Origin of the sequence: Trichocoleus sp. FACHB-40 (assembly GCF_014695915.1) — a bacterium.
In the GTDB taxonomy this organism is placed as follows: Bacteria; Cyanobacteriota; Cyanobacteriia; order Cyanobacteriales; family FACHB-T130; genus Funiculus; species Funiculus sociatus.
The window spans coordinates 120,159-143,897 of sequence record NZ_JACJPF010000103.1; the positions used below are offsets into that span (position 1 = coordinate 120,159).

Here is a 23,739-nt window from a genome sequence, read left to right on the forward strand (position 1 = left end):
CAAAACTTTTATTTGTAGCGAACTGCCACTAGATATCCTTCAGGCGATCGCATCCTCTATTTCTTGAAAATTACATCATGCGATCGCGTGCTGTTTCGACTAGCGACTGGAAGATGCGTTGCTGATGCGGATCGTGGGGTGCCATTTCTGGATGCCATTGGAGAGCGATCGCCCAAGGATGCGTTTCATGCTCTAATGCTTCAATAACACCATCACCAGCTTTTGCCGTGACGCGCCACCCCGCCGGAACTGTCCGCACAGCTTGATGATGCCAAGATACTATATGCGCCTCTGTGATGCCAATCGTAGATGCGAGGCGACTTTGTGGGCAAATTTTTACAGTATGCTCAGAATGGCGAGACTGATGAGAACGGTGCGCGATCGCTTCCCCAAATTCATCTGGCAAATGTGGCACCAAATTACCGCCAGTTGCTACCACCAGCACTTCTAAACCGCGACAAATACCCAAAACTGGAATATCTGTAGCCAGCACCAACTTTGCTAAAGCTAACTCAAAGCGATCGCGTTGCTGATCTACGTTATAAACTGTCGGATGCGATGAACCATTGTAAAGGGTCGGCTCAATATCACCCCCGCCAGATAAAATTAAACCATCCACTCGTTCTAAAATGGCACCTGGATCGGGTTCTCCCGGCGGTAATAAGATGGGTAAGCCACCTGCTAGTCTCACTGCGTCTACATATTCGCCCCGCACGCAGAACAGACTCGTTCCCAACTGTCCGGCGGTGGTGATTCCAATAAGTGGCGGTTTAGATTTCATTTTCAAATTTTAGCAGTTGATATATTGTTCTAATTCTCAGGTTGTCACCTGGGTATTATCAGTATTCCCGTCCTGATGTTTGAAATTGCATAAATCACATTTAGCATTGTTCTGCATACAGATATAGGGGCGCACGGCTGTACACCCCTACATAAACGAATCAAATAACTTTGAATTTTAGTAAATCAAAGTCGCAATCAGAAATTTGTATTGAGAGATACTGCACCCTTAGTAAAATTAAGACAACTATGCACAAGGCCAAAGATATGAATGAAGCACAGCCACCTATTCCCCTAGCTACTCTCACTGATGTAGCGGCAATTGATGCAACTGTCAAAGAGTTGTATGCGGCAATTTCTTTTGTTGAGGGAGAACCAAACTGGAACCTCCTGCGATCGCTATTTGCTCCAGCTGGACAAATGATTCATGTGAAGATAAATAGCGTCGAGGCAATGTCGGTTGAAACCTTTATTTCCCGAATGGCTGAACAAATTCAAACAGGAAAGTTGCGGGGATTTTACGAAGTAGAAATTTCCCGCCGTCTGGAATTGTTTGGGAATATTGCCCATGTTTTTAGCACATTTGATGCCCGTTACAAGGCAGACGATCCGACACCCCTGGCGCGTGGCATCAATAGTATTCAACTGCTCAAAAATGGCGATCGCTGGTTGGTTATCTCCCTATTATGGGACGAGGAGCGCAGCGATCGCCCAATTCCAGCCGAGTACCTTCCTGAAGGCATTGCTTGAACCGAAAGCGCCCTTGTAGACCAGCACAAAATTTGTGGTGATTTTTTGCCGGATTTGCCTGGGGAACGGCGAGTATTAGATAAAAGGAATTGGGCGATACTCTATCTATCTGAAGGAACATACTGCTCTAGAAAAGAGTCTCAGAATTTGGCAGAACTGCAAGCAAAAGGAATTCTCCAACAGCAGCGCCAATCGGAAGCAAAAATTAAAGCGCTAACGGGTAAAGCAGTACCTCCAACAGGAGAGAAGGCATGGCGAACTGGTGCGGGTAAATCTCCTTTCGTAGGTATCCCTTCAGGGGAAAGTTTTGCTTTTATTAGGCTCTTTGAAAAGTAAAGCAGCAAATTTTAAACTTCGAGGTAAAGAGAAATGCTCAACAGATTCAAACCAGTTCTTTTAACAGCGCTCCTCGTCGCCATTGCCAGCCCTACTATAATAATTCCCCAACAGGTGCAGGCGCAAAGCCTTGATCGCCGCTACTACGGGCAAATTGAGCAACTTTTAGAGCGGATAGAAACGAGAACAGATAGTTTTCGCCGTATCGTTGACGGAGCGCTAGATCGCAGCCGTCTGGATGGTTCCAGCAGAGAAGATAACATCAACGAGTACATCAGAAATTTTGAAGAAGCGACAAATCGGCTGCGCGATCGCTACAACAGACGACAAGTTGCTTCCAGTGATGTTCGGGAAGTGCTAAATAGGGCAGCTAAAATAGATGAATTTATGCAGCGCAGACGTTTGGGAGGTGACGCTGAACGCGAGTGGGCGAGTCTGCGTCGAGACTTGGCGCAACTAGATCGCATCGCCCCAGGAACGACCACGCCAGGAGGTGATCGCCGATCCTACAATGGGCAAGTGCAGCAACTGGTAAACAACATAGAAAGAAACGCCAATCGGTTTCGCAGTAGCCTCGACCAAGCACTAGACCGCACTCGTCTGGATGGTTCCAACCGCGAAGACCAAATTAACCAGTATGCCAAAAATTTTGAAAGTGCGACAAATCGGCTGCGCGATCGCTACAACGATCGTCAAGCTGCTACCTCTGATGTCCAGCAAGTGCTAACTAGCGCATATCAAATAAATACTTTCATGCAGCGCCGACGTTTGGGCGGTCAGGTTGAAAGCGACTGGGCAATGTTGCGCCGAGACTTGAATGAACTAGAGCGGGTTTATTTCAACAGAAGCGGAAGGTTTTAAAAAGGCAAGTTGTTAATAGCTAATGGCTAATTATTAAAAGCCATTAGCTATTAGCAAAAAACCTAATTAAGTATTAGTCTCCGAGCGCTCCAAATCCGATATATTTTCTCTTTGGGCAAGTTGGGCAACCATTGCGATTAATTCAGCTGGCTGCACTGGTTTAGGTAGATGCGTCTGAAAGCCAGCTTCTAGCGATCGCGATCGCTCTTCACCCTTAGCATACCCAGACAGAGCGATCGCTGGAATCGTCTCCCCACCTTCTGCCTCCAAGGATCTGACTTTGCGGATCAACCCATAACCGTCTTCCATCGGCATCCCAATATCGCTCACCAGTACATCTGGTTTCAAATGTTCAAGTGCCAGGAGTGCCTCCTGCACCGATGCCACAGCCGTCACTTGCACCTGATATTCTTCTAGCACTGTAGTCAGAAAATCGCGAGTATCAGTATCGTCATCCACCACCAGCACCTGCAATCCTGTCAGGGAGTGATGGGACGATGGGGTTATCGGATGCTCGCAATTAGGAGTGGGGGACAAGGTAACTTCCTGATCTCCCAAGCCTCCCTTATTTTCCGAAACAACTTCCCTACTTCCAGGGAGTGGCAGATTTACAATAAACGTCGCCCCCTGATCCTCTCCTTCACTCTGGGCAAAGACAGTACCGCCTTGCAGTTCCACCAAGTGGCGGACAATCGCCAACCCCAGTCCGAGACCGCCATATCGCCTTGTTGTTGTGCTATCAGCCTGACGGAAGCGATCAAAAATATACGGTAGAAAGTCTGCGCTAATGCCAACGCCGGTGTCGCTTACCTTAATTTGGGCATAGCTGTCTGTTGGTGTTTTCACATTCCAACTTAACAACTCTTTCCTGACGACTGACAGTTCAACTTCGACACGTCCTCCAGCAGGTGTGAACTTGATCGCATTCGAGAGAAGATTCCAGACAACTTGCTGCAAGCGGCTTGGATCGCCGGAGACAATCAGGGGTGTTATCGATAAATTGTCCGTCTCCTTTAAAGAGGAATCCATTACAAAATCTAGTTGAATCTCCTTATCAACAGCTGCCAGACGCAACGTATCTATCGCCGCCTCAACAATTGGTATCAGGTTGACTTGGCAAATATTTAGATTCAGTTTGCCTCGAATAATCCGCGAGACATCCAAAATATCCTCGATGAGTTGCGCCTGCAACTTCGCGTTGCGCTCAATCGTTTCCAAAGCACGAGCCGTAGTCTTTTCATCAAATTTCCGACTCCGGAGCAGTTGCGTCCAGCCCAGCATTGAGTTCAGAGGGGTGCGGAGTTCGTGAGAAAGGGTTGCTAGGAACTCGTCTTTTACCCGGTTTGCCGCCTCTGCTTCCTGTCGTGCCACCTGTTCGCGGATAATTTGAGCGCGTGCTTCTTCTGCGGCTTTGCGCTCGGTGATGTCTTCTACTGTGCCAACATAACCGATGAGTTCGCCTTGAGCGGAGAGCATTGGGGATGAGCGTAGATTAACCCAACGCACTATGTCCTCATGAGGCGGTTGTACGCGAAACTCGTTTGAGTATTCCCTACCTTCATTGGCGCAGGCATACCAAGTGCTAAAGACCCCCTCGCGGTCATCGGGATGAATTGCGGCAGCCCAACCTTCTCCTAAACTCTCTTCAAGGGTGATGCCATAAATAGCTTGGTAGCGTGGGTTGGTGTAGGTACAGTTACCTTCAATATCTGTTAAGAAAATACCAACAGGCGAGCAGGCACTCAAAGAACGAAATTGCTCTTCACTTTTTCTCAGATTTGCATTGACGGCTGCAAGTTGTGTAGCTTGTCGTTTTACCTCCTCTGTCTTTTTGAACAGGTCAACAAACACCGCCACCTTAGATAATAATATTTCCGGCTCTAGAGGCTTCAGCAGGTAGTCCACCGCACCCAGTGAATAACCTTTAAACACAAAACTGTCGCTGGTGCTGAATGCTGTCAGGAAAATAATGGGGGTGTAGCGCGACGCTGGGCGTTGTCTAATCAACGTCGCTGTCTCAAATCCATCCATTCCTGGCATCTGGACATCGAGCAAAATCACAGCAAAATCTTGATTTAGCAGACACCTCAAGGCTTGTTCGCCCGATGTGGCTCTTACCAAATTTTGACCGAGGCTGCCCAGTATTGCCTCTAAAGCCAACAGATTTTCTGGATGATCGTCCACTAAAAGGACATTAACTTTATCTTTGGGCTGCATTTTATAGCGGTGCTTTAAACAAAGGCGGAATTGATCAAATCGCGGTTCTTCTGAGACTGGCAGTATTTAGCACTGGATACCACTATCCAAGGTTACAAACTTCAGGCACAGGAATCCAGAATGTAGAAATAAGAGTTTTATAGTTCTACATTTTTAAATGCAACGCCCTGATACTTTAGGTGTAGCAAGCCTGCTATTCACTGGACTGCTGGTTGACAAAGTTTGATTAAACACGGGGCAATATCGTGTATCTGCAAAATCCAGTCTACCTCTACAGATGCGATCGCTGCTTCTGGCATAATACGACTTTCTGCTGTTTCTGGATCTTGAACTATAGCTAGTCCGCCGTGTGCTTTGATTTTCAGCAGTCCCCAAACACCATCCCGACTCGCCCCCGTCAAAATCACCCCGATAACGCGATCGCCATAAGCATCAGCTGCTGACTCGAACAATACATCAATAGACGGTCTTGCATGGGTGACAGGAGCCTCAGTGGAGAGAGCAAAGTGACCTGCTTCCACCAGCAAATGATAATCGGCGGGAGCCAAATATACCCTTCTTGGCTGAATTTCTTGTTTATCTTCCGCCTCTGTAAGCGGCAGAAGACTATATCGCTGTAAAATGCTGCACAAGGCGTTGTTGGGGTCTTTGTGGCGGTGTTGTGCCACAACCACAGCACAGGGGAAATTTTTTGGCAGACCTGCTAGAAGGCAGCTGAGGGCATCTAAGCCACCCAACGACGTACCGATGACGACAATTTCAACTGCCATAACTCTTTTCTCGTCTCTGAGTTCCAGTTTTCTAACTGGGAATGTTAAAGTTGCGGCAGTTGCCGCAACTTTTCTTTATACTATAATTTCTGTCCGCAGAGGGAGGCAGAACCTCCTATAGTTTTATTCCCAGCCAGAGACTGGGAACGAGAAATTACTTTTGCCTTTTTACCGTATCCGTCTGTAAAGTTTCTCATTGCCTTCCAACTCTTCATAGTGTTTTTCGTGAGGAGTTGCTTTGAGTGATTCTTGCCGTCCTAATCCCAAGATTCCAAATCTACCGAGGCTCTCATACAAAAGGTTGTGAACCCGCTCTTGAAGCAATTGATTAAAATAAATTAGAACATTTCGGCACAATATAACATTAAATTCATTGAACGAGCTATCAATAGCCAGATTATGTTGGGAAAAGATGACATTTTCCTTCAGAGAGGAGCTAAAAATAGCGCTCTCATAAGCGGCCGTGTAATACTCAGAAAAAGACTTTTTACCGCCAGCATTAATATATTGCTGAGTATATTCTTGCATCATTTGCAGCGGAAAAATCCCAACTTTAGCTTTTCTTAATACCATTTCGTTCATGTCGGTAGCGTAGATTCGACACCGATGATAAAGACCTTCTTCTTGCAGCAGAATTGCCATAGAATAGACTTCTTCGCCAGTGGAACATCCTGCACACCAAATCCGAATAAATGGATAGGTTCGCAATAACGGTACAACCTTATGCCTAAATGCTAAATAAAACGTGGGGTCGCGAAACATAGCCGTAACATTGACGGAGAGATTAAGCAGAAATCTCTCCATACATTCTGGATCGTGGAGTACCTTTTCCTGAAGTGCGGATACGCTAGTTAACTCCTCCTCTTGAATGGTGTTCCAAATACGGCGTTTGAGTGAGGCTGGAGCATAATTTCTAAAATCAAAACCGTAATACAGATATACACCTTCTAATAGCAACTGAATTTCTATGTCTTCGAGTTCAGTTTTTTTCATGGAAACAAGGCGATCAGCAAGTTGCATAAGGCTAGTATTCCACCTCCTTTATTTTTATAAATACCAGGAATTCGAGAAAGTTGTTGTTAAGACGACTTTCTCGAAATTATTAAAGTAAGTATGGCAGACTCCTAGAAAATAGGGATCTTCCCTAATCCCTAATCCCTTAGCAATAGTAGTTTGCCCACTTATATCCACCGTTCGGGAATTGGTGGCTATGCGTGGGCAAACATAATCTAATTGCTAGTCCCTTAGCGATAGAGCCAAACTCGTAGCAGCGAAAGTAATTGCTCCGTATCGACAGGTTTGGTGATGTAGTCCGAGGCCCCTGCTTCGATACACTTCTCGCGATCGCCTTTCATGGCTTTAGCGGTGAGGGCGATCATCGGTAGCGATGCGAATTGGGCAATTTCGCGAATGGCTTTCATCGTCTCGTAACCGTCCATTTCCGGCATCATCACGTCCATGAGAACGATATCAATGTCCGGGGTTTCTTGCAACTTAGCAATACCATCTCTGCCGTTTTCAGCATACAAAACCTGCATTTGCTGCTGCTCTAGCATACTTGTCAAGGCGAAGATATTACGCACATCGTCGTCTACAATCAGGACTTTTTTGCCAGCAAGTACGGGATCGTTCTGATGCAACTGTTCGAGCATTTGGCGCTTGGTTTGAGGCAAGTTTGCCTGGACTCGGTGCAAGAACAAAGCAGTTTCATTAAGGAGACGTTCAGGCGATCGCACGTCTTTGATGATAATTGTATCTGCGATGCGCTTGAGTTCGGTTTCTTGCGCCCTGGTAAGCTCTCTGCCTGTATAAACAATGATTGGCAGCCGATTCATGTTTGGCTCCTGCTTAATCCGTTCAATCAGTTCAAAGCCAGTCATGTCGGGCAATCCCAAATCCAGAACCAGACAATCAAAGTGTCCGTTTCTCAAGGTTTCCAACGCTTCCTCACCCGTACCCACAGCAGTTGTAACAACATCGCTGTTGCCGATTAGCTCTACAATGCTGTGGCGTTGATTTTCGTCGTCTTCTACGACGAGCAAGTTCTTAACTGGACGCTCAACAAAACCTTTAATTTCAGTCAGTGCCTTCGTTATGGCTTCGCTGGACACAGGTTTTTTCAGATAAGCGATCGCTCCCTGTTGTAAACTGCGCTGTTGTCCTTCCTCAACGGAGAGGATATGTACCGGGATGTGCCGAGTTGCCGGATCGTGCTTCAAACGGTCTAGCACCGTCCAGCCATCCATGATTGGCAACCGGATATCCAGCATAATCGCGTCTGGCTGATAGTGTCGCACCATTGCCAAACCTGTATCGCTTCGCAAAGCCACCAGACCTTTGAAACCTTGCTCTCGTGCCATATCTAACATGATCCGCGCAAAGTTGACGTCATCTTCGATGATTAGCAGGATGCGATCGCCTTGTTCAATATTCTCTCGGTCATCAGTGATCGCTGACGGCGATTGCACATAAGTTCTGCCTTCATCAATAGGCATCGGGTTAGAGACAACTCTAGAACCGTCCTGTTGAGACGAGGCTGGGGGAACCGGGCTGGCTGGTATGGCAGGCACTGAAATCCGACTTGGCGCTGCGTTAGGCATAATAGCTGTCGCCTGCCCACTCGTACTGCTGCCGTCTTCTGCGTTGCCGTGGTAAGTTTGGGGTAAATATAGAGTAAACGTGCTTCCCTGACCAGGGCTGCTTACCAGGCGAATTTCTCCGCCCAGCAGTCGGGCAATTTCTCGGCTGATAGATAAGCCTAGTCCCGTACCGCCGTATTTGCGGCTGGTCGTGCCATCAGCTTGCTGAAACGCCTCAAAAATTATTTTCTGCTTACCCGGCTCAATGCCAATGCCCGTATCCCTGACTGCAAAAGCGATCACAGCTTGAGCGCGGTTTAATTCTACTTGGTCTTTACTCCATCCACCTGTCGCCAGATGGACTTGCAATCGTACTTCCCCTCTGTCGGTAAATTTAAACGCATTGGAAAGCAGATTTTTCAGGACTTGTTGTAACCGTTTCGCGTCAGTATACATAGCCCTTGGCAGAGCTGGCTCAAAGTCTAAGACAAAATTGAGTCCTTTGTCGTGGGCTACTTGCCCGAATGTGCGTTCCATCTGGCTTCGCAATTCGGCAAATAACATCTGGTCAACATCAACTGACATAGTTCCAGATTCAATTTTTGCCAGATCCAGAATGTCATTAATCAGACCTAATAAATCAGTACCTGCTGAATGAATTGTACGGCTGTATTCGACTTGCTTGCCTGTCAAGTTGCCGTCACTGTTATCAGAAAGCAGTCTGGCTAATATCAACAAGCTATTGAGTGGTGTCCGCAGTTCGTGGGACATATTTGCCAGAAACTCTGATTTATATTTGGAAGTAAGGGCCAGTTGTTCAGCTTTCTCCTCCACAGACTGCCTTGCTTGTTCAATTTCCTGATTTTTGCGCTCAACTTCTCGGTTTTGGCGTGCCAACAAGCGCGATCGCTCTTCCAACTCCTCATTAGTTTGTTGCAACTGTTCCTGCTGTCTTTTCAGCAGTTCTTCCGATGCTTGCAGCGATTTCGCTTGTTGTTCCAGTCGCTTATTAGTATCAGTTAGTTCTTTTTGCTGAGTTTGCAGTTCTTCTGCCAGAGATTGCGATTGTTTGAGCAATTCTTCTGTTCTCATCGAAGCAGCGATCGTGTTCAACACAATGGCGATACTTTCGGTGAGTTGATCGAAGAAAGTCAGGTGAATTTCGCTAAATCTGCGGAAAGAGGCAAGTTCAATAACTGCTGTAACTTGTCCTTCAAACAAAACTGGTAAAACGACGACATTAATCGGAGTAGATTCCCCTAAGCCAGAGCTAATCTTGATGTAATTGTCTGGTACTTCGGTGAGCAGAATCCGTTCTTTTTCTATGGCGCATTGTCCCACCAAACCTTCACCCAGATGGAAACGATTTGCTAGATGCTTGCGTTCCCGGTAGGCGTAGGTACTCAGAAGTTTTAGATAAATCTGATGGTCGATAGATCCTTCCATCAAGTAAAATACGCCGTGTTGCGCGGAAACCAAAGGTGCGAGTTCCGACAAAATTAGTTTGGAAACAGTCTCCAAATCTCGCTGACCTTGTAACATGCGGGTAAACTTGGCTAAGTTGGTCTTCAACCAATCTTGCTCAGTATTTTTCTGCGTAGTCTCCCGCAGGTTAGCGATCATTTGGTTGATATTATCTTTGAGGACTGCTACCTCGCCTTCCGCTTGGACGTTAATCGTGCGGGTCAAATCTCCCTTAGTCACGGCGGTAGCAATTTCAGCAATTGTCCGGATCTGGGTTGTCAGATTCGCCGCCAGTTCGTTCACGTTGTCTGTCAGCGCCCGCCAAGTGCCAGCAGCCCCTGGAACCTTCGCCTGACCTCCCAGTTTACCTTCAATTCCCACCTCACGCGCCACGGTGGTAACTTGCTCAGCAAAGGTTGCTAGGGTGTCGATCATCTCGTTGATCGTATCAGCTAAGGTTTCAATTTCTCCCTTCGCCTCCAGCATCAGTTTTCGCTTCAAGTCGCCATTGGCTACCGCCGTCACGACTTTGGCAATACCGCGCACCTGTGCAGTTAAGTTACCCGCCATTGAGTTTACGTTGTCGGTTAAGTCTTTCCAGGTTCCAGCAACGCCGCGCACCTCTGCTTGACCGCCTAATTTCCCTTCCGTTCCCACCTCACGCGCCACTCTAGTTACTTCTGAGGCGAAGGACGAAAGCTGATCCACCATCACGTTGATCGTGTCTTTGAGATCCAAAATCTCGCCTTTGACATCTACAGTGATTTTCTTGGAAAGGTCGCCGTTAGCAACAGCTTTGGTAACTTCGGCAATATTTCGCACTTGCGCTGTCAAGTTACCCGCCATTGAGTTTACGTTGTCGGTTAAATCTTTCCAAGTGCCAGCAACACCCCGGACGTAAGCTTGTACTCCTAATTTACCTTCCGAACCGACTTCGCGGGCAACCCGCGTCACTTCACTAGCAAAAGAGTTGAGTTGATCCACCATTGTATTAATAGTGTTTTTCAACTCTAAAATTTCGCCTTTGACATCTACAGTAATTTTCTTGGACAAGTCGCCATTAGCAACAGCTGTAGTAACTTCGGCAATATTTCGCACCTGCGCTGTCAAACTTCCCGCCATGAAGTTCACACTGTCGGTCAAGTCCTTCCAAGTTCCCGCCACCCCGCGCACTTCGGCTTGTACGCCTAACTTACCTTCAGTTCCCACCTCCCGCGCCACCCTGGTGACTTCCGAAGCAAAAGAGTTGAGTTGATCCACCATCGTGTTGACGGTGTTTTTCAGTTCTAAAATTTCACCTTTGACATCTACGGTGATTTTCTTGGAAAGGTCGCCGTTAGCTACCGCCGTCGTGACGGCGGCGATGTTCCGCACTTGCGCTGTCAAACTTCCCGCCATGAAGTTCACGCTGTCGGTTAAATCTTTCCAGGTTCCCGCTACACCTCGGACATCAGCTTGGACACCCAATTTACCTTCTGAACCCACCTCTCGCGCCACCCTAGTGACTTCCGAGGCAAAAGACGAAAGCTGATCCACCATGATATTAATGGTGTTTTTCAGTTCTAGAATTTCGCCTTTAACTTGGACAGTGATTTTTTTAGAGAGGTCGCCGTTAGCGATCGCAGTCGCCACTTCCGCAATATTTCGCACTTGTTCCGTCAGGTTCCCCGCCATCGAGTTCACGCTGTCGGTCAAGTCTTTCCAAGTTCCTGCCACCCCGCGCACTTCTGCTTGTACGCCCAGCTTACCTTCCGAACCCACCTCACGGGCAACTCTGGTGACTTCCGAGGCAAATGACGAAAGCTGATCCACCATGATATTAATGGTGTTTTTCAGCTCTAAAATTTCGCCTTTGACATCTACAGTAATTTTCTTGGACAAGTCCCCATTCGCAACAGCTGTGGTAACTTCCGCAATATTCCGCACCTGCGCCGTCAAGTTCCCCGCCATCGAGTTAACACTGTCGGTCAAGTCCTTCCAAGTTCCCGCCACACCGCGCACTTCTGCTTGTACGCCTAACTTACCTTCAGTTCCCACCTCTCGCGCTACTCTGGTCACTTCCGAGGCGAACGAGTTGAGTTGATCCACCATCGTATTGACGGTATTTTTCAACTCCAGAATTTCCCCGCGCACATCGACGGTAATTTTCTTAGACAAGTCGCCATTAGCAACAGCTGTAGTAACTTCGGCAATATTTCGCACCTGCGCTGTCAAACTTCCCGCCATGAAGTTCACGCTGTCAGTCAAGTCCTTCCAAGTTCCTGCTACGCCCTTGACTTCAGCTTGACCTCCCAGCTTCCCGTCTGCGCCTACCTCTCGCGCCACCCTGGTTACTTCCGAGGCAAAAGACGAAAGCTGATCCACCATGATATTAACGGTGTTTTTCAGCTCTAAAATTTCACCTTTGACATCTACAGTAATTTTCTTAGAAAGGTCGCCATTAGCAACAGCTGTGGTAACTTCGGCAATATTCCGCACCTGCGCTGTCAAGTTACCCGCCATCAAGTTTACAGAGTCGGTAAGATCCTTCCAGGTGCCAGCGACTCCACCAACTTCTGCTTGTACGCCTAACTTACCTTCAGTTCCCACCTCTCGCGCCACCCGCGTTACTTCCGAGGCAAAGGAATTGAGTTGATCCACCATCGTATTAACGGTGTTTTTTAACTCCAAAATTTCGCCTTTGACATCTACGGTGATTTTCTTAGAAAGGTCGCCATTAGCAACAGCTGTAGTAACTTCGGCAATATTTCGCACCTGCGCTGTCAAACTTCCCGCCATGAAGTTCACGCTGTCGGTCAAGTCCTTCCAAGTTCCCGCCACCCCGCGCACTTCTGCCTGACCGCCTAGTTTCCCGTCTGCACCTACCTCACGCGCCACCCGTGTTACTTCACTAGCAAAGGAATTCAACTGATCCACCATCACGTTGATGGTGTCTTTCAAATCCAAAATCTCGCCTTTGACATCTACGGTAATTTTCTTCGACAAGTCTCCATTAGCAACAGCCGTGGTAACTTCGGCAATGTTCCGCACCTGCGCTGTCAAGTTACCCGCCATCAAGTTCACCGAGTCCGTCAGATCCTTCCAGGTTCCGGCTACACCTCTAACTTGTGCCTGACCGCCTAATTTACCTTCCGTTCCTACTTCTCGCGCCACCCGTGTCACTTCCGAGGCAAAGGAGTTTAGCTGATCCACCATGACGTTGACGGTGTTTTTCAGTTCTAAAATTTCCCCTTTCACATCTACGGTGATTTTCTTGGAAAGGTCGCCGTTAGCAACAGCTGTGGTAACTTCGGCAATATTCCGCACCTGCGCTGTCAAGTTACCCGCCATTAAGTTTACGTTGTCGGTTAAATCCTTCCAAGTTCCGGCAACGCCCTTAACTTCTGCTTGAACGCCCAGCTTACCTTCTGTCCCCACCTCACGCGCCACCCGCGTTACTTCCGAGGCGAAGGACGAAAGCTGATCTACCATCGTGTTGACGACTTCGGCGGTTTGGAGAAATTCACCCTTGAGGGGTCTGTTTTCAATTTCCGTCGCTATTCTCTGAGATAGGTCGCCATTGGCAACTGCCCGGATCACACGAGCAGTTTCAGCTGTAGGTTGAACTAAATCTGTAATCAGTGTATTGACCGATTCAACACTCTTCTCCCAGGAACCGCCTGCGTTTCCCAAGGAGGCACGTTCGGAGATTTTGCCTTCTTTCCCAACAATGGTGCTAATTCGCTCTAATTCGGCTGCCATCCTCTGGTTCAGCTCAATCACATCGTTGAGGGTATCGGCTATTTTCCCGGCTATGCCAGTCTGGTCGATAGGCATCCGAACAGAAAAGTCACCTTTTTTTACAGCTGCTAGGGTTTTGAGGAGTTGTCTTTCGTCGAGATTATCTGTATCGTTGGGTGCCTGTGCAGTTGGCATAGCTTTATTCTTTAAAGGATGTTTACTAATTGCGGTAGCCGAATATTAAGTCGCAGGTGCTGTCATCTCAATGATGATTCTGCCTTATAGAGACATCTGTTGACATCTTTTCTTTTCTGTTTCCCCACAGAACTTAACCCCCAGCCGCTTCGGTTGCACTTGGTGGGTTAGAAAGCCAGCGCCTTGCGGGGGTTCCTAACCCTTGTGGTGACTGGCGTGGAGGAGTCAGGGTGTAGTGCATCAAACTGATTTTTTATAGAAGTGAAGACGACCACCTCACTTACATAGCATTTCCTTCTCTGACCTGGGAACGAGAAGTGGTAGGATGAGCGATCGCTTAACGCTTGTGAGCTACGGGGGATTCGTACTCGACCCGAAACACGTTCGCGTAGAGGTTCGCCAAAATCTGCTTTCCCTCTTGCGTCACGTCCAAGAAATCCAACCCTGTTTGAATGTAGGGAAAAACAACATTCCAATAAAACTTTGGGTAGTTTCTCCGCAAGTCGCCTGGGTTGCGGTAGCCTAAGTCTTTGTTCACTCCTGTTTCTTCAAATTCGTAGAACAAGGCACTAATTTTTTGCAAGTAGCGCGGATCGCTCATTTGCCCGATTAAATCGGCGGCGCGAATTAATCCAGGAAAGTTTGTTGTGTCTTGATGATCTTCGTCTGCTGGCACAGGAAAACGGGTTAATTCGATATTGCGCTTAATCACTTCGGCATCAATTAGTTTGTGACCGCCAAAGCGCTCTTCAATAAACTGTTTTCCCCGATCCACATGGTAAGGTGTGAGGCTGGCATCGGTTAAACCTGGAGGTAGGGAAACCATTGTGCCGTTTACACCTGTGGCATACAGTCTTTCACTGTTTCGGTCAGCCAGACAAACGCCTTTAACGTACCCGATATCGTGGCACAACAAAGAAATGATGGCGTGCAACCAATCTTCGCAGTACACTCTACCTTCGCGAATTTGCTTCCCCCGCAAAACTTCCTGTCCCACTAATGTGACGTAAATTGTGTGTTCGACGTTGTGATAAAGGGCATCGCTGTTGGCAATGTTTTCCAGCGCCATGTTTCCAGCCCAAGCGATGATGTCGGCGTAGTCTGGTTTGAGTCCGCCGTAAGTGCGGCGGTAGCCAGCCCGCAGGCATTCAACGAAGGTATCAATCATCACTGTGGTGGGATTAAACATCTCTATTCCCCTGACAAAAATTCGGCGAAGTAATAAATAAAATTAATGAAGTCAGTTGTGATAATTCTAATTTGACAATCATAATTATTTGGATAAATACATTATATTAATTATGTATTATTTCTAAAAGTAAAACCGGGTGAATTAGAAACTTATATCAGTAGTTTCACTTATGTTTCATTAGATAGCAACCAGGAAAGCTCAGAAATTTTGAGTATTTTTTCTAGGTTGAGCTGACGACAAGTAACCATGCGCGATCGCGTATTCTTATGTGCAAAGTACGCGATCGCTCTCTAATATGCCCTTCTAGCTGCCGAAAACCTCAGGAAAGCTCAGAAAAACTCCGTAAAAACTCTCTTCTATCGGAAATGTATGATACATAGGGTACAGGGGAAACACAAAGACAGGGAGAGAGGAAGAAAAAAGATTTTTCTTCTAGGCTGGGGAGCAATACTCTTGCCTGCTATCCTAATCATGGCAAGCATTTTGCCTCTCTTCCCAGACGGAACATCTGCGGACTGGAACAGTTGCATTTTGTATAATATAGGTTACTACTTAGTTAAACTTTGAAAAAACACTTGATTTTTTCAAATAAAAATTTACACAACCTATGGATGTTAAAGAGGCATTAGAGTTTACAGATAGCTTAATTTGTGCTACCACGGGAAAATACCTAAATGACCTCGAACGGCAAGTATTTACAGGGTCTTGGGAAGGTAAAACTTATGAAGATATTTACCCTCTTCACCCTCAGTATATAGAAAAAGATGTTGGCTATAAATTATGGAAAAAGCTGTCAAATGCCTTAGATGAAAAGGTTACAAAAAAAAACTTTAAAGGAGCAATAGAACGCGCCATTAAGCAGCAGTCACAATTTACGGAAGCGTCAGTAATCATTAACCAAAAATCACCTCCACAAGAAGCAGCGCGTAATTTAAGAGTTTTTATTTCCTATTCGGCTGTAGAGCCTGATCGGAGCCTTGCGGCTCAGTTTTATGAAGCTATAAATGCTGCTGGACACACAGCATTTATGGCTACTGTAGACGCAAATAATTTGGGTAAGTCCTCTGATTTACCAGAAAATTCGCTAGATAGAATTGATACGGAATTGCAGCACTGCGACTATTTTTTGTTGCTACTTTCTCCCCAAGCTGCGGTTAGTGAAATGGCACTCGAAGAGTTACGACGGGCTAAAGAGTTGCGTTTTATTCACAATAAGCCAATTGTGTTACCTATTCGCGTTAATTGTCCCTTAAATTCGTCTTTAAACCACGATTTACGCGGCTATTTGCAAGGAATTGGGCAACTTGAATGGGAATCCCCGGCTGATACTGCAATTGTGCAAGAAGTCCTGAACCTTTTAGCAAGTAAGGGGGAATGGGGAATGGAAGATTCGGGGGATAGTAGATTGGCAAAGTATAGAGACATTGCATACAACGTCTCTACAATCCAAAATCACGGTATGTTTTGGGAAGAATCAATCTCCCCAAAAATCGCTTCACAATCCACAATCCCCTCCCCTTTACCAGTAGCAGAACCAGAGTTACCAAGCGGTCAAGTACGTTTGGCTTCGGCTTTTTATGTGGAACGAGTTCCCTATGAAGCTCAATGTTACAAGGAAATTTTGCAACCAGGGGCGCTGATTAGGATTAAAGCACCGAGACAGATGGGGAAAACTTCCCTAATGGCGAGAATTTTATATCAGGCAAAAGAGCAGGGATATCGCACAGTTCCGTTGAGTTTTCAACACGCAGATACAGCAGTTTTTTCAAATTTGAATCAACTATTAAAGTGGTTTTGCGCGAGAATTTCTCGAAAGCTGCGGCTACCACATCAAGTTGATGATTATTGGTCTGATACTTATGGCAGTAAGGATAATTGTACTGCTTATTTTGAAGATTGTTTGTTGTCAGGAACCGAGAGTCCCCTAGTGTTAGGTTTGGATGAGGTAGATCGGGTTTTTCAATATCCGAAAATTGCCGATGATTTTTTTGGGTTGCTACGTGCTTGGTATGAGGAAGCTGGATATGGTGGTGGCGATAGCGATCGCTGGCAACAATTGCGCCTAGTTGTAGTACACTCAACGGAAGTTTATATCCCTCTGAATGTCAATCAATCGCCGTTTAATGTAGGATTGCCAATTGAGTTGCCAGATTTTAGCCCGGAACAGGTGCAAGATTTAACTCAGCGTCATGGACTGAATGGGAATGCAAGCCAGATTAAACAATTGATGGCGCTGGTGGGCGGACATCCCTATCTGGTGCGGCTGGCTCTCTATCATATCGCGCAGCAGACGATTACGATGGAGCAATTGTTAGAAACTGCTCCCACAGAGGCGGGACTTTATGATGACCATTTGCGAAGACATTTGTGGAATTTGCAACAACATCGAGAGTTAGCTGCTGCTTTCGCTAAGGTAGTGACAGCTGATGTACCCGTAGAATTGGAGTCAGTGACAGCATTTAAGTTGCACAGTATGGGGCTAGTACAATTGCAGGGTAATTATGTCACGCCACGCTTCGATTTATATCGGCAATATTTTAGCGATCGCTTGGGAAAATTTTAGATAGTAGAGAGAACTTGACACAATTGTTGCTAGAGGTCAAAAAATGCCTTCTCCATTTCCAGGTGTGGATCCATACTTAGAAAATCCTGAATTGTGGGCTGAGGTACATCATCGGTTAATTACTGCGATCGCCATTTCCATAGCACCCTCTCTCCGTCCTAAATATCGCGTAGCAATTGAAAAGCGGATTTATTTAAGTGATGTAAAAGATAGCGACTTGGTGATGATTCCCGATGTAACGGTATTCTCCAAGCCTTCATCCGACAATCAATCTCAATCAACCGCAACGCTTACCTCCCCCCGCGAACCGATAACAGTAACAGTACCAATCCCCGAAGAAACCAGGGAAGGTTACTTAGAAATTAGAGAGGTAGGAACGGGTGAGGTGATTACTGTTATAGAAATCCTTTCTCCTAAAAATAAACGCGCCGGAGTTGGACGAAACTTGTATGAAACGAAGCGACAGCAAGTTCTAACAAGCGCCACCCACCTAGTAGAAATTGACTTACTTAGAGGCGGCAAGCCAATGCCAGTCGAGAAGGAGATTCAGGCGGATTATCGAATTTTAGTGAGTCAAAGCGTTCGCCGTCCAGCAGCTCATTTGTATGCTTTTACTGTACGAGAAGAAATTCCCCCATTCCCTTTACCTTTGCAACCTGGGGATGCAGAAGTGCAAGTGGAATTACAAACTTTGTTAAGCGAGGTATATAACCAAGCGGGATTTGATTTAGCAGTGGATTATACTCAGCCTGCGATACCACCCCTGAAGGGAAATGATCCTGCTTGGGCTGATGATTTGTTGCGAGAAGAAGGATTGCGGTGATGAAGATATGGTGAGCGAACCGACAGGTCGGCGCTAGGCTAACGCCTCGCTTCGCTAACGCTATGGCACTGCGAACAAAAAGTATTGATCAGTTATTAACTACTTACAAAAAACTCATGTATCAGAAGCATGGTGTTTTCTACCCAATCAGAACCCCTTATGACCCAAGAGCCAAATTCAGCCTATAACTATAAAGTGGGTGGACATTTACCGCTTGATGCTCCCACTTATGTAGTGCGACAGGCAGATTTTGACTTATATGAAGGACTGAAGGCGGGGGAGTTTTGTTATGTGCTGAATTCTCGGCAGATGGGGAAAACTAGCTTGCGGGTGCAAACGATGCACAAGTTGCAAGCAGAAGGATTCGCCTGTGCAGCAGTAGACTTGACGAAAATTGGTAGCCAAGATATTACGCCGGATCAGTGGTATGCAGGGGTGATGCGGCGTTTGGTGACGAGTTTCCAGCTTTCAGACAAGATTAACTTACAGAGTTGGTTGCGCGATCGCGCTTTTCTTCCTCCGGTGCAGCGCTTGAGTGAATTTATCGAACAAGTGCTGCTAACATCAGTCAGCCAGAAAATTGTTATTTTTATCGACGAAATTGATAATGTTCTCAGCTTAAATTTTAAGACTGATGACTTTTTTGCGTTTATCCGCGCCTGCAATGAATACGAACGTCTAACTTTTGCCTTACTGGGGGTGGCGAGTCCCTCTGATTTGATGCAAGACAAAAACCGGACTCCTTTTAATATCGGTCGGGCGGTTGAATTATATGGTTTTCAATTACACGAAGCGCAGCTTTTAGCGGAGGGTTTAGCAGGGAAAATTAGCAATCCTCAAGAAGTGCTTAAAGCGGTATTAGATTGGACGGGAGGACAGCCGTTTCTTACCCAAAAACTTTGCAAATTAGTCCTCCAACAAGCAGAGAAAAACTTATTACCCATTAACGAAATTCCAGATTGGGTTGAGAAATTAGTGCGATCGCGTATCATCGAGAGTTGGGAAGCGATGGATGAACCACCGCATCTAAAGACGATACGCGATCGCATTCTCCGAATTGGACAGCGAAGCCGTGCGCTACTGGATATCTATCTGTTAATTTTGCAACGAGAGGAATTAGCGTTTGACCAAAGTCCAGAACAAATTGAATTGCTACTCTCAGGAGCAATTGTCAAGCGGCAAGGGAAACTAAAGGTTTGTAACCGCATTTATGTCTCTGTATTTAACGAGAGATGGGTGAACAAGGCGTTAGCGGATATGCACGCCGACTTTATGCAGATTGTTGCCACCCAAGAACAAAAACTTCTATCTATGCTTAGCGTGATGGAAGGCAAAACATTTAATGATATTCTTTCAGAAATATTAGGTTCTATTACCTTTAAAATGGGCGAACTATTGAGCGTAGATCGCACAACAATTTTCTTTATAGATGAAGAAAAAAGTGAACTTTGGTCAATTATCGCTAGACATGAAGACGGAAATCATCCCGAACTTCAAATTTTGTCAAATAAAGAAACAAAAGGACGGTTAACTTATTTCAAAAAATTTGTCAGCACTCCCTTTAGCTTTTGCGACGATCCCGCGGATTTGGAAGCGGACGAGCCAGACAACAATAAGGGATATCGCACCTACAATGAGTTAATTTTACCATTATTAAATGAGCAGGGAGATTTAGTTGCAGTAGTCCAATTACTGAATAAGTTAAAGCAGCCGAATAATCCGCAAGCTCGCTTAGCAGAAAGAATTGATAAATACGGCTTCACAGAAGCCGATCAAAAACAGTTTGCTGACTATGCTCCGGCAATTCGACGAATTTTGGAAAGATGCCAGTATTGTTACAAATTAGCCCAAAGACTACAAGCCTCGGAAGCACTCACAGAAGCAACGCGATCGCTCTCTCAAAGCAGCCTCGATTCTGAAGAAGTCCTGGGTCGAGTTATGGATGCGGCAAAAAAACTGATGAATGCCGACCGCAGCACGCTTTGGTTAATAGATCGAGAGGCAAATGAACTATGGACAAAAATTCTTTTTGAGGACGGTTCTTTTCAAGAATTGCGAGTCAAAGTAGGGCAAGGTTTTGCTGGCAAAGTTGCCGCATCGGGAGAAACTTTAAATCTTCCCTTCGATCTGTACGATCACCCTGATTCGGAGACAGCCAAAAAAACTGATCAAAAGACAGGTTATCGCACTTGTAGTTTACTCTGTATGCCCGTTTTCAGTCCTGATGGGGAATTATTAGGTGTCACCCAATTAGTGAATAAAAAGAAACTAGGTGTGTTTCCAGAATATAACCCGGATAATTGGCCTGAAGCCCCCGAATGCTTCAAGGCTAGTTTTGACGGAAATAGTGAAAAATATATGCAGATTTTTAACTCTCAAGCGGGGGTTGCTCTGCAAAACGCCCAGAAATTTGCCAGCGTCAAAAAAGAGGCAGAATCTCAGCAAAAAAATGTGGTGAGTCAAACTCTGGCGATGCTCAATAGTGTCATGGACAACCAGGGATTTGATGATATTTTGGATAGCACCTTGCGTTCGATTACTCTAAAAACCGGCAAATCTTTGAGTGCCGATCGCACGAGTATCTTTTTATTAGATGAAGATAAAAATGAATTCTGGTCAATTATTGCCGAAGCAGATGGAGATGGTTCTTTAGAAATTCGGATACCTGCCAATAAAGGAATTGTGGGCGAGGTAGCAGCCCGTAAAGAAGTTATCAATATTCCCTTTGATTTCTATGACGATCCTCGCTCTGATGCAGCAAAAGAGCAAGACAAAAAAAATGGCTATCGTACTTATACAATGTTAGCGTTGCCGCTCTTAAATGAGCAGGGTAATTTAGTCGCCGTTATTCAGTTACTCAACAAATTAAAGCGGTTTGGCGACCGGACTGCATCCTTAGCAGAAAGAATCGATCAACAGGGCTTTACGGACGCAGATGAAGAACGATTTGCGGAAAATGCCCCGATGATTCAAATGATTTTAGAAAGCTTCCGCTCTTATCATAAAACAGCTAGGGGACAACGAGTGGCAGCCGCACTAATGGCCGCAGCTCGTTCTGTGAATCAAAGCAGTTTGGAGCTGGAAGAAATTCTCAAGCGGGTGATGGAAGCAGCCAAGAAACTGATGAATGCCGACCGTAGTACTTTGTGGATTTTAGAGCAACAAGCTGGTGAATTGTGGACACAGATTCCTTTTGACGATGGTTCCGTAAAGGAATTGCGGGTAAAAGTAGGACAAGGTTATGCTGGCAAAGTTGCTGAATCCGGAGAGCCTTTGAATATTCCTTTCGATTTATATTCTCGCCCGGATTCGGATACAGCAAAAAAGACCGATCATCAGACGGGTTATCGCACTTGTAGCTTATTATGTATGCCAGTCTTCAGTCCCGATGGTGATTTGATTGGTGTGACTCAATTAGTTAATAAAAGGAAACTGGGCGATTTTCCCGAATATGACCCGGCGGATGGAAGGGAAGCGCCCGATTATTTCCAGGCTAGTTTTGACGAGAGCGATCAAAAATATATGCAAATATTTAATAATCAAGCTGGCGTTATTCTCCAGAATGCGGAACTTTTTGCAGCATTTAAGAAACAAGAGCGATCGCTATTGAGATAACCAGGCAACCTGGTGATACAACACGTCGAAAATCAGTCGATTAGAGGCTTTTGATAAGATATACCCTCTCTTTTTAAAGGGTATGCTACTGAATAAACTTCTTGGCGCTTTCCGATTCTCAATTTCTTGCTCTAGAGATTGAATCCGCTCAAACAAAACCCGAATAAATTAAACTTCTATATCTGGCAGACTGTCACAATTGAGCCAACTAGCTTCCTTTTTGCTGAATTGTGCAACCCCCGAAAGAACGGGTGTAGCGAATTTCCCAAGTCTTCGGGCGAGACAGAGGGGGCGGTTGGGGGGATCTTTGAGGGATGAACATACTTAACCGAGCCGTATTGGCACTATTACCTTCTCGGATATTTACAATCTACGGTTAACGGGTAGGATTACTTGGGTTTATTTGTTTTTGCCTATAGCTTCGGCAGAATAAGGGTTAAAGAGTAAAAAAATATGTAAAGACCTAAAAATCTATCGGGAAACCGGATATTGAGGTTAAAATACATAAAGCACAGCGGATAACTGTAGTACAGGAAAAAAGCTATTTATAGGCTCACGAGTTTTGGCACGTAGTGCAGAAAACTACGGAGCTTGCGATCGCACTCAGAGCAGATATCGGACATGAAGCTTTAAGGAGTGGAAAATGCGAATTGCTAATAATGTTACGGAATTGGTTGGGAATACGCCTCTGGTTCAGCTGAATCGACTACCGCAGGAACAAGGGTCTCTAGCGAGAATCGTTGTGAAGCTGGAGAGTATGAACTCAGCGGGTTCTGTTAAAGACCGCATCGGTGTGAGCATGATTCAAAAAGCTGAGGAAGCTGGGCTAATTCAGCCTGGTAAAACGGTTTTAATTGAACCAACTTCAGGAAATACTGGCATTGCCTTAGCGATGGTGGCGGCGGCTAAAGGCTACCCTTTGATTTTGGCAATGCCAGATACGATGAGCCTGGAACGGCAGAGAATGCTAAAAGCATATGGTGCCAAACTGGAACTGACACCTGGAGCTGAAGGGATGAGGGGCGCGATCGCTCGTGCCGAAGAAATTGCCGCGACAACACCTAATTCTTATATGCCGCAACAGTTCCGCAACCCAGCCAATCCCCAAATCCACGCCGAAACAACAGCCGAGGAAATTTGGGCTGATACTGATGGTGAAGTGGATATTCTGGTATCTGGGGTTGGTACTGGTGGCACAATTACTGGTGTTGCTGAGGTCATTAAACAGCGAAAACCGAGTTTTCAGGCCGTTGCTGTGGAACCAATCACCAGTCGCGTTCTCTCTGGAGGTAAGCCGGGAGGTCACAAGATTCAGGGAATTGGGGCTGGGTTTATCCCGGAAGTTCTGCGAAAAGAGCTGATTGATGAAATTGTCACTGTCTCCGATGAGGAGGCGATGTATTATAGTCGGCGGCTGGCTAGGGAAGAGGGGTTGCTCTCAGGTATCTCTACAGGAGCAGCTTTAAGTGCGGCAATTCAGATTGGAAGACGTGTAGAGAATGAAGGCCGTTTGATTGTAATGGTGCAACCGAGTTATGGCGAACGTTACTTAAGTACGCCATTATTCCAAGAACTAGAACACTTGGAAGCTGTCTCTGTTCGCTAAACTGGGAATCATGAATTGACAGCGATCGCGCCCACTCGAAATATAGCAATCCGATTTGAGTTGTGAATTAGGTTGGAGCGCGGCAAATGGGTAATTGCAAACAATTACCCATTCTCCACAAATTATTTTTCCCAAATTAACTAGGCTTAATAGTATAACGTGAGTTCGGGATAAGGATTGAGACAAGAAAGGGGCAAACCCGATAGGCTGAAAATGCAAAAACTTCATGCCCTGTTTGCCCTCATGCTTAGTCTAGAAGAACTGTTCT

At 45.9% G+C, this 23,739-nt stretch carries 13 protein-coding genes; 7 read left to right on the forward strand and 6 right to left on the reverse strand.

Features of this window, described 5'->3' with window-relative positions:
* Window positions 1–70: 70 nt before the first annotated feature.
* Window positions 71–781, reverse strand: a complete 711-nt coding sequence (locus H6F63_RS25215; protein ID WP_190640064.1) for a gamma-glutamyl-gamma-aminobutyrate hydrolase family protein — start codon at window positions 779–781, stop codon at window positions 71–73.
* A gap of 248 nt (window positions 782–1,029) precedes the next feature.
* Here H6F63_RS25215 and H6F63_RS25220 point away from each other — a divergent pair, with 248 nt between their 5' ends.
* The 3 genes from H6F63_RS25220 to H6F63_RS25230 are packed head-to-tail and all read left to right on the forward strand — an operon-like array spanning window position 1,030 to window position 2,727.
* On the forward strand, window positions 1,030–1,530 hold the full coding sequence (locus tag H6F63_RS25220) for a hypothetical protein (protein ID WP_190640065.1): 501 nt from the start codon (window positions 1,030–1,032) through the stop codon (window positions 1,528–1,530).
* 45 nt (window positions 1,531–1,575) lie between these two features.
* Window positions 1,576–1,866 carry a hypothetical protein gene (locus H6F63_RS25225; RefSeq protein ID WP_190640066.1) on the forward strand — a complete coding sequence of 97 codons (291 nt, stop codon included), beginning with the start codon at window positions 1,576–1,578 and terminating at the stop codon, window positions 1,864–1,866.
* Between the two features lie 33 nt (window positions 1,867–1,899).
* Window positions 1,900–2,727 carry a hypothetical protein gene (locus tag H6F63_RS25230; RefSeq protein ID WP_190640067.1) on the forward strand — a complete coding sequence of 276 codons (828 nt, stop codon included), beginning with the start codon at window positions 1,900–1,902 and terminating at the stop codon, window positions 2,725–2,727.
* Window positions 2,728–2,793: 66 nt separating this feature from the next.
* On the opposite strand, the gene H6F63_RS25235 is transcribed toward H6F63_RS25230, so the two are convergent.
* The 5 genes from H6F63_RS25235 to H6F63_RS25255 form a co-directional block, all read right to left on the reverse strand.
* A complete protein-coding gene (locus tag H6F63_RS25235) occupies window positions 2,794–4,944 on the reverse strand; it encodes a response regulator (RefSeq protein WP_190640068.1) in 2,151 nt (716 codons plus the stop codon).
* Window positions 4,945–5,141: 197 nt separating this feature from the next.
* The gene (locus H6F63_RS25240) at window positions 5,142–5,714 is read right to left on the reverse strand and encodes a chemotaxis protein CheB (RefSeq protein WP_190640069.1); all 573 of its coding nucleotides are present in this window, start codon (window positions 5,712–5,714) and stop codon (window positions 5,142–5,144) included.
* Window positions 5,715–5,882: 168 nt separating this feature from the next.
* Window positions 5,883–6,707 carry a protein-glutamate O-methyltransferase CheR gene (locus H6F63_RS25245; protein WP_190418491.1) on the reverse strand — a complete coding sequence of 275 codons (825 nt, stop codon included), beginning with the start codon at window positions 6,705–6,707 and terminating at the stop codon, window positions 5,883–5,885.
* Window positions 6,708–6,958: 251 nt separating this feature from the next.
* Window positions 6,959–13,672 (reverse strand): HAMP domain-containing protein, encoded by a 6,714-nt coding sequence (locus H6F63_RS25250; RefSeq protein ID WP_190640070.1) that lies wholly within the window; start codon window positions 13,670–13,672, stop codon window positions 6,959–6,961.
* A 337-nt stretch (window positions 13,673–14,009) separates the two neighbouring features.
* Window positions 14,010–14,861 carry an Npun_R2479 family HD domain-containing metalloprotein gene (locus H6F63_RS25255; RefSeq protein WP_190452972.1) on the reverse strand — a complete coding sequence of 284 codons (852 nt, stop codon included), beginning with the start codon at window positions 14,859–14,861 and terminating at the stop codon, window positions 14,010–14,012.
* A gap of 610 nt (window positions 14,862–15,471) precedes the next feature.
* Between H6F63_RS25255 and H6F63_RS25260 the strand changes: the two genes are divergently transcribed.
* The 4 genes from H6F63_RS25260 (at window position 15,472) to cysK (ending at window position 23,471) form a co-directional block, all read left to right on the forward strand.
* Entirely contained in the window at window positions 15,472–17,427 is a 1,956-nt protein-coding gene (locus H6F63_RS25260) for an AAA-like domain-containing protein (protein WP_190640071.1), read from the forward strand.
* Between the two features lie 43 nt (window positions 17,428–17,470).
* On the forward strand, window positions 17,471–18,250 hold the full coding sequence (locus tag H6F63_RS25265; protein ID WP_190640072.1) for a DUF4058 family protein: 780 nt from the start codon (window positions 17,471–17,473) through the stop codon (window positions 18,248–18,250).
* Window positions 18,251–18,409: 159 nt separating this feature from the next.
* Window positions 18,410–21,865: a GAF domain-containing protein gene (locus H6F63_RS25270; protein ID WP_190640073.1), complete on the forward strand. Its 3,456-nt coding sequence runs from the start codon at window positions 18,410–18,412 to the stop codon at window positions 21,863–21,865.
* A 643-nt stretch (window positions 21,866–22,508) separates the two neighbouring features.
* Window positions 22,509–23,471, forward strand: a complete 963-nt coding sequence (gene cysK / locus H6F63_RS25275; RefSeq protein ID WP_190640074.1) for a cysteine synthase A — start codon at window positions 22,509–22,511, stop codon at window positions 23,469–23,471.
* The last annotated feature ends 268 nt before the right edge of the window (window positions 23,472–23,739 follow it).

What these genes read in the sequence shown, in the direction of transcription:
- H6F63_RS25215 (WP_190640064.1), bottom strand. Translation starts at nt 781, where the DNA reads ATGAAATCTAAACCGCCACTTATTGGAATCACCACCGCCGGACAGTTG.
- H6F63_RS25220 (WP_190640065.1), top strand. Translation starts at nt 1,030, where the DNA reads ATGCACAAGGCCAAAGATATGAATGAAGCACAGCCACCTATTCCCCTA.
- H6F63_RS25230 (WP_190640067.1), top strand. Translation starts at nt 1,900, where the DNA reads ATGCTCAACAGATTCAAACCAGTTCTTTTAACAGCGCTCCTCGTCGCC.
- H6F63_RS25235 (WP_190640068.1), bottom strand. Translation starts at nt 4,944, where the DNA reads ATGCAGCCCAAAGATAAAGTTAATGTCCTTTTAGTGGACGATCATCCA.
- H6F63_RS25240 (WP_190640069.1), bottom strand. Translation starts at nt 5,714, where the DNA reads ATGGCAGTTGAAATTGTCGTCATCGGTACGTCGTTGGGTGGCTTAGAT.
- H6F63_RS25245 (WP_190418491.1), bottom strand. Translation starts at nt 6,707, where the DNA reads ATGAAAAAAACTGAACTCGAAGACATAGAAATTCAGTTGCTATTAGAA.
- H6F63_RS25250 (WP_190640070.1), bottom strand. Translation starts at nt 13,672, where the DNA reads ATGCCAACTGCACAGGCACCCAACGATACAGATAATCTCGACGAAAGA.
- H6F63_RS25255 (WP_190452972.1), bottom strand. Translation starts at nt 14,861, where the DNA reads ATGTTTAATCCCACCACAGTGATGATTGATACCTTCGTTGAATGCCTG.
- H6F63_RS25260 (WP_190640071.1), top strand. Translation starts at nt 15,472, where the DNA reads ATGGATGTTAAAGAGGCATTAGAGTTTACAGATAGCTTAATTTGTGCT.
- H6F63_RS25265 (WP_190640072.1), top strand. Translation starts at nt 17,471, where the DNA reads ATGCCTTCTCCATTTCCAGGTGTGGATCCATACTTAGAAAATCCTGAA.
- H6F63_RS25270 (WP_190640073.1), top strand. Translation starts at nt 18,410, where the DNA reads ATGACCCAAGAGCCAAATTCAGCCTATAACTATAAAGTGGGTGGACAT.
- cysK (WP_190640074.1), top strand. Translation starts at nt 22,509, where the DNA reads ATGCGAATTGCTAATAATGTTACGGAATTGGTTGGGAATACGCCTCTG.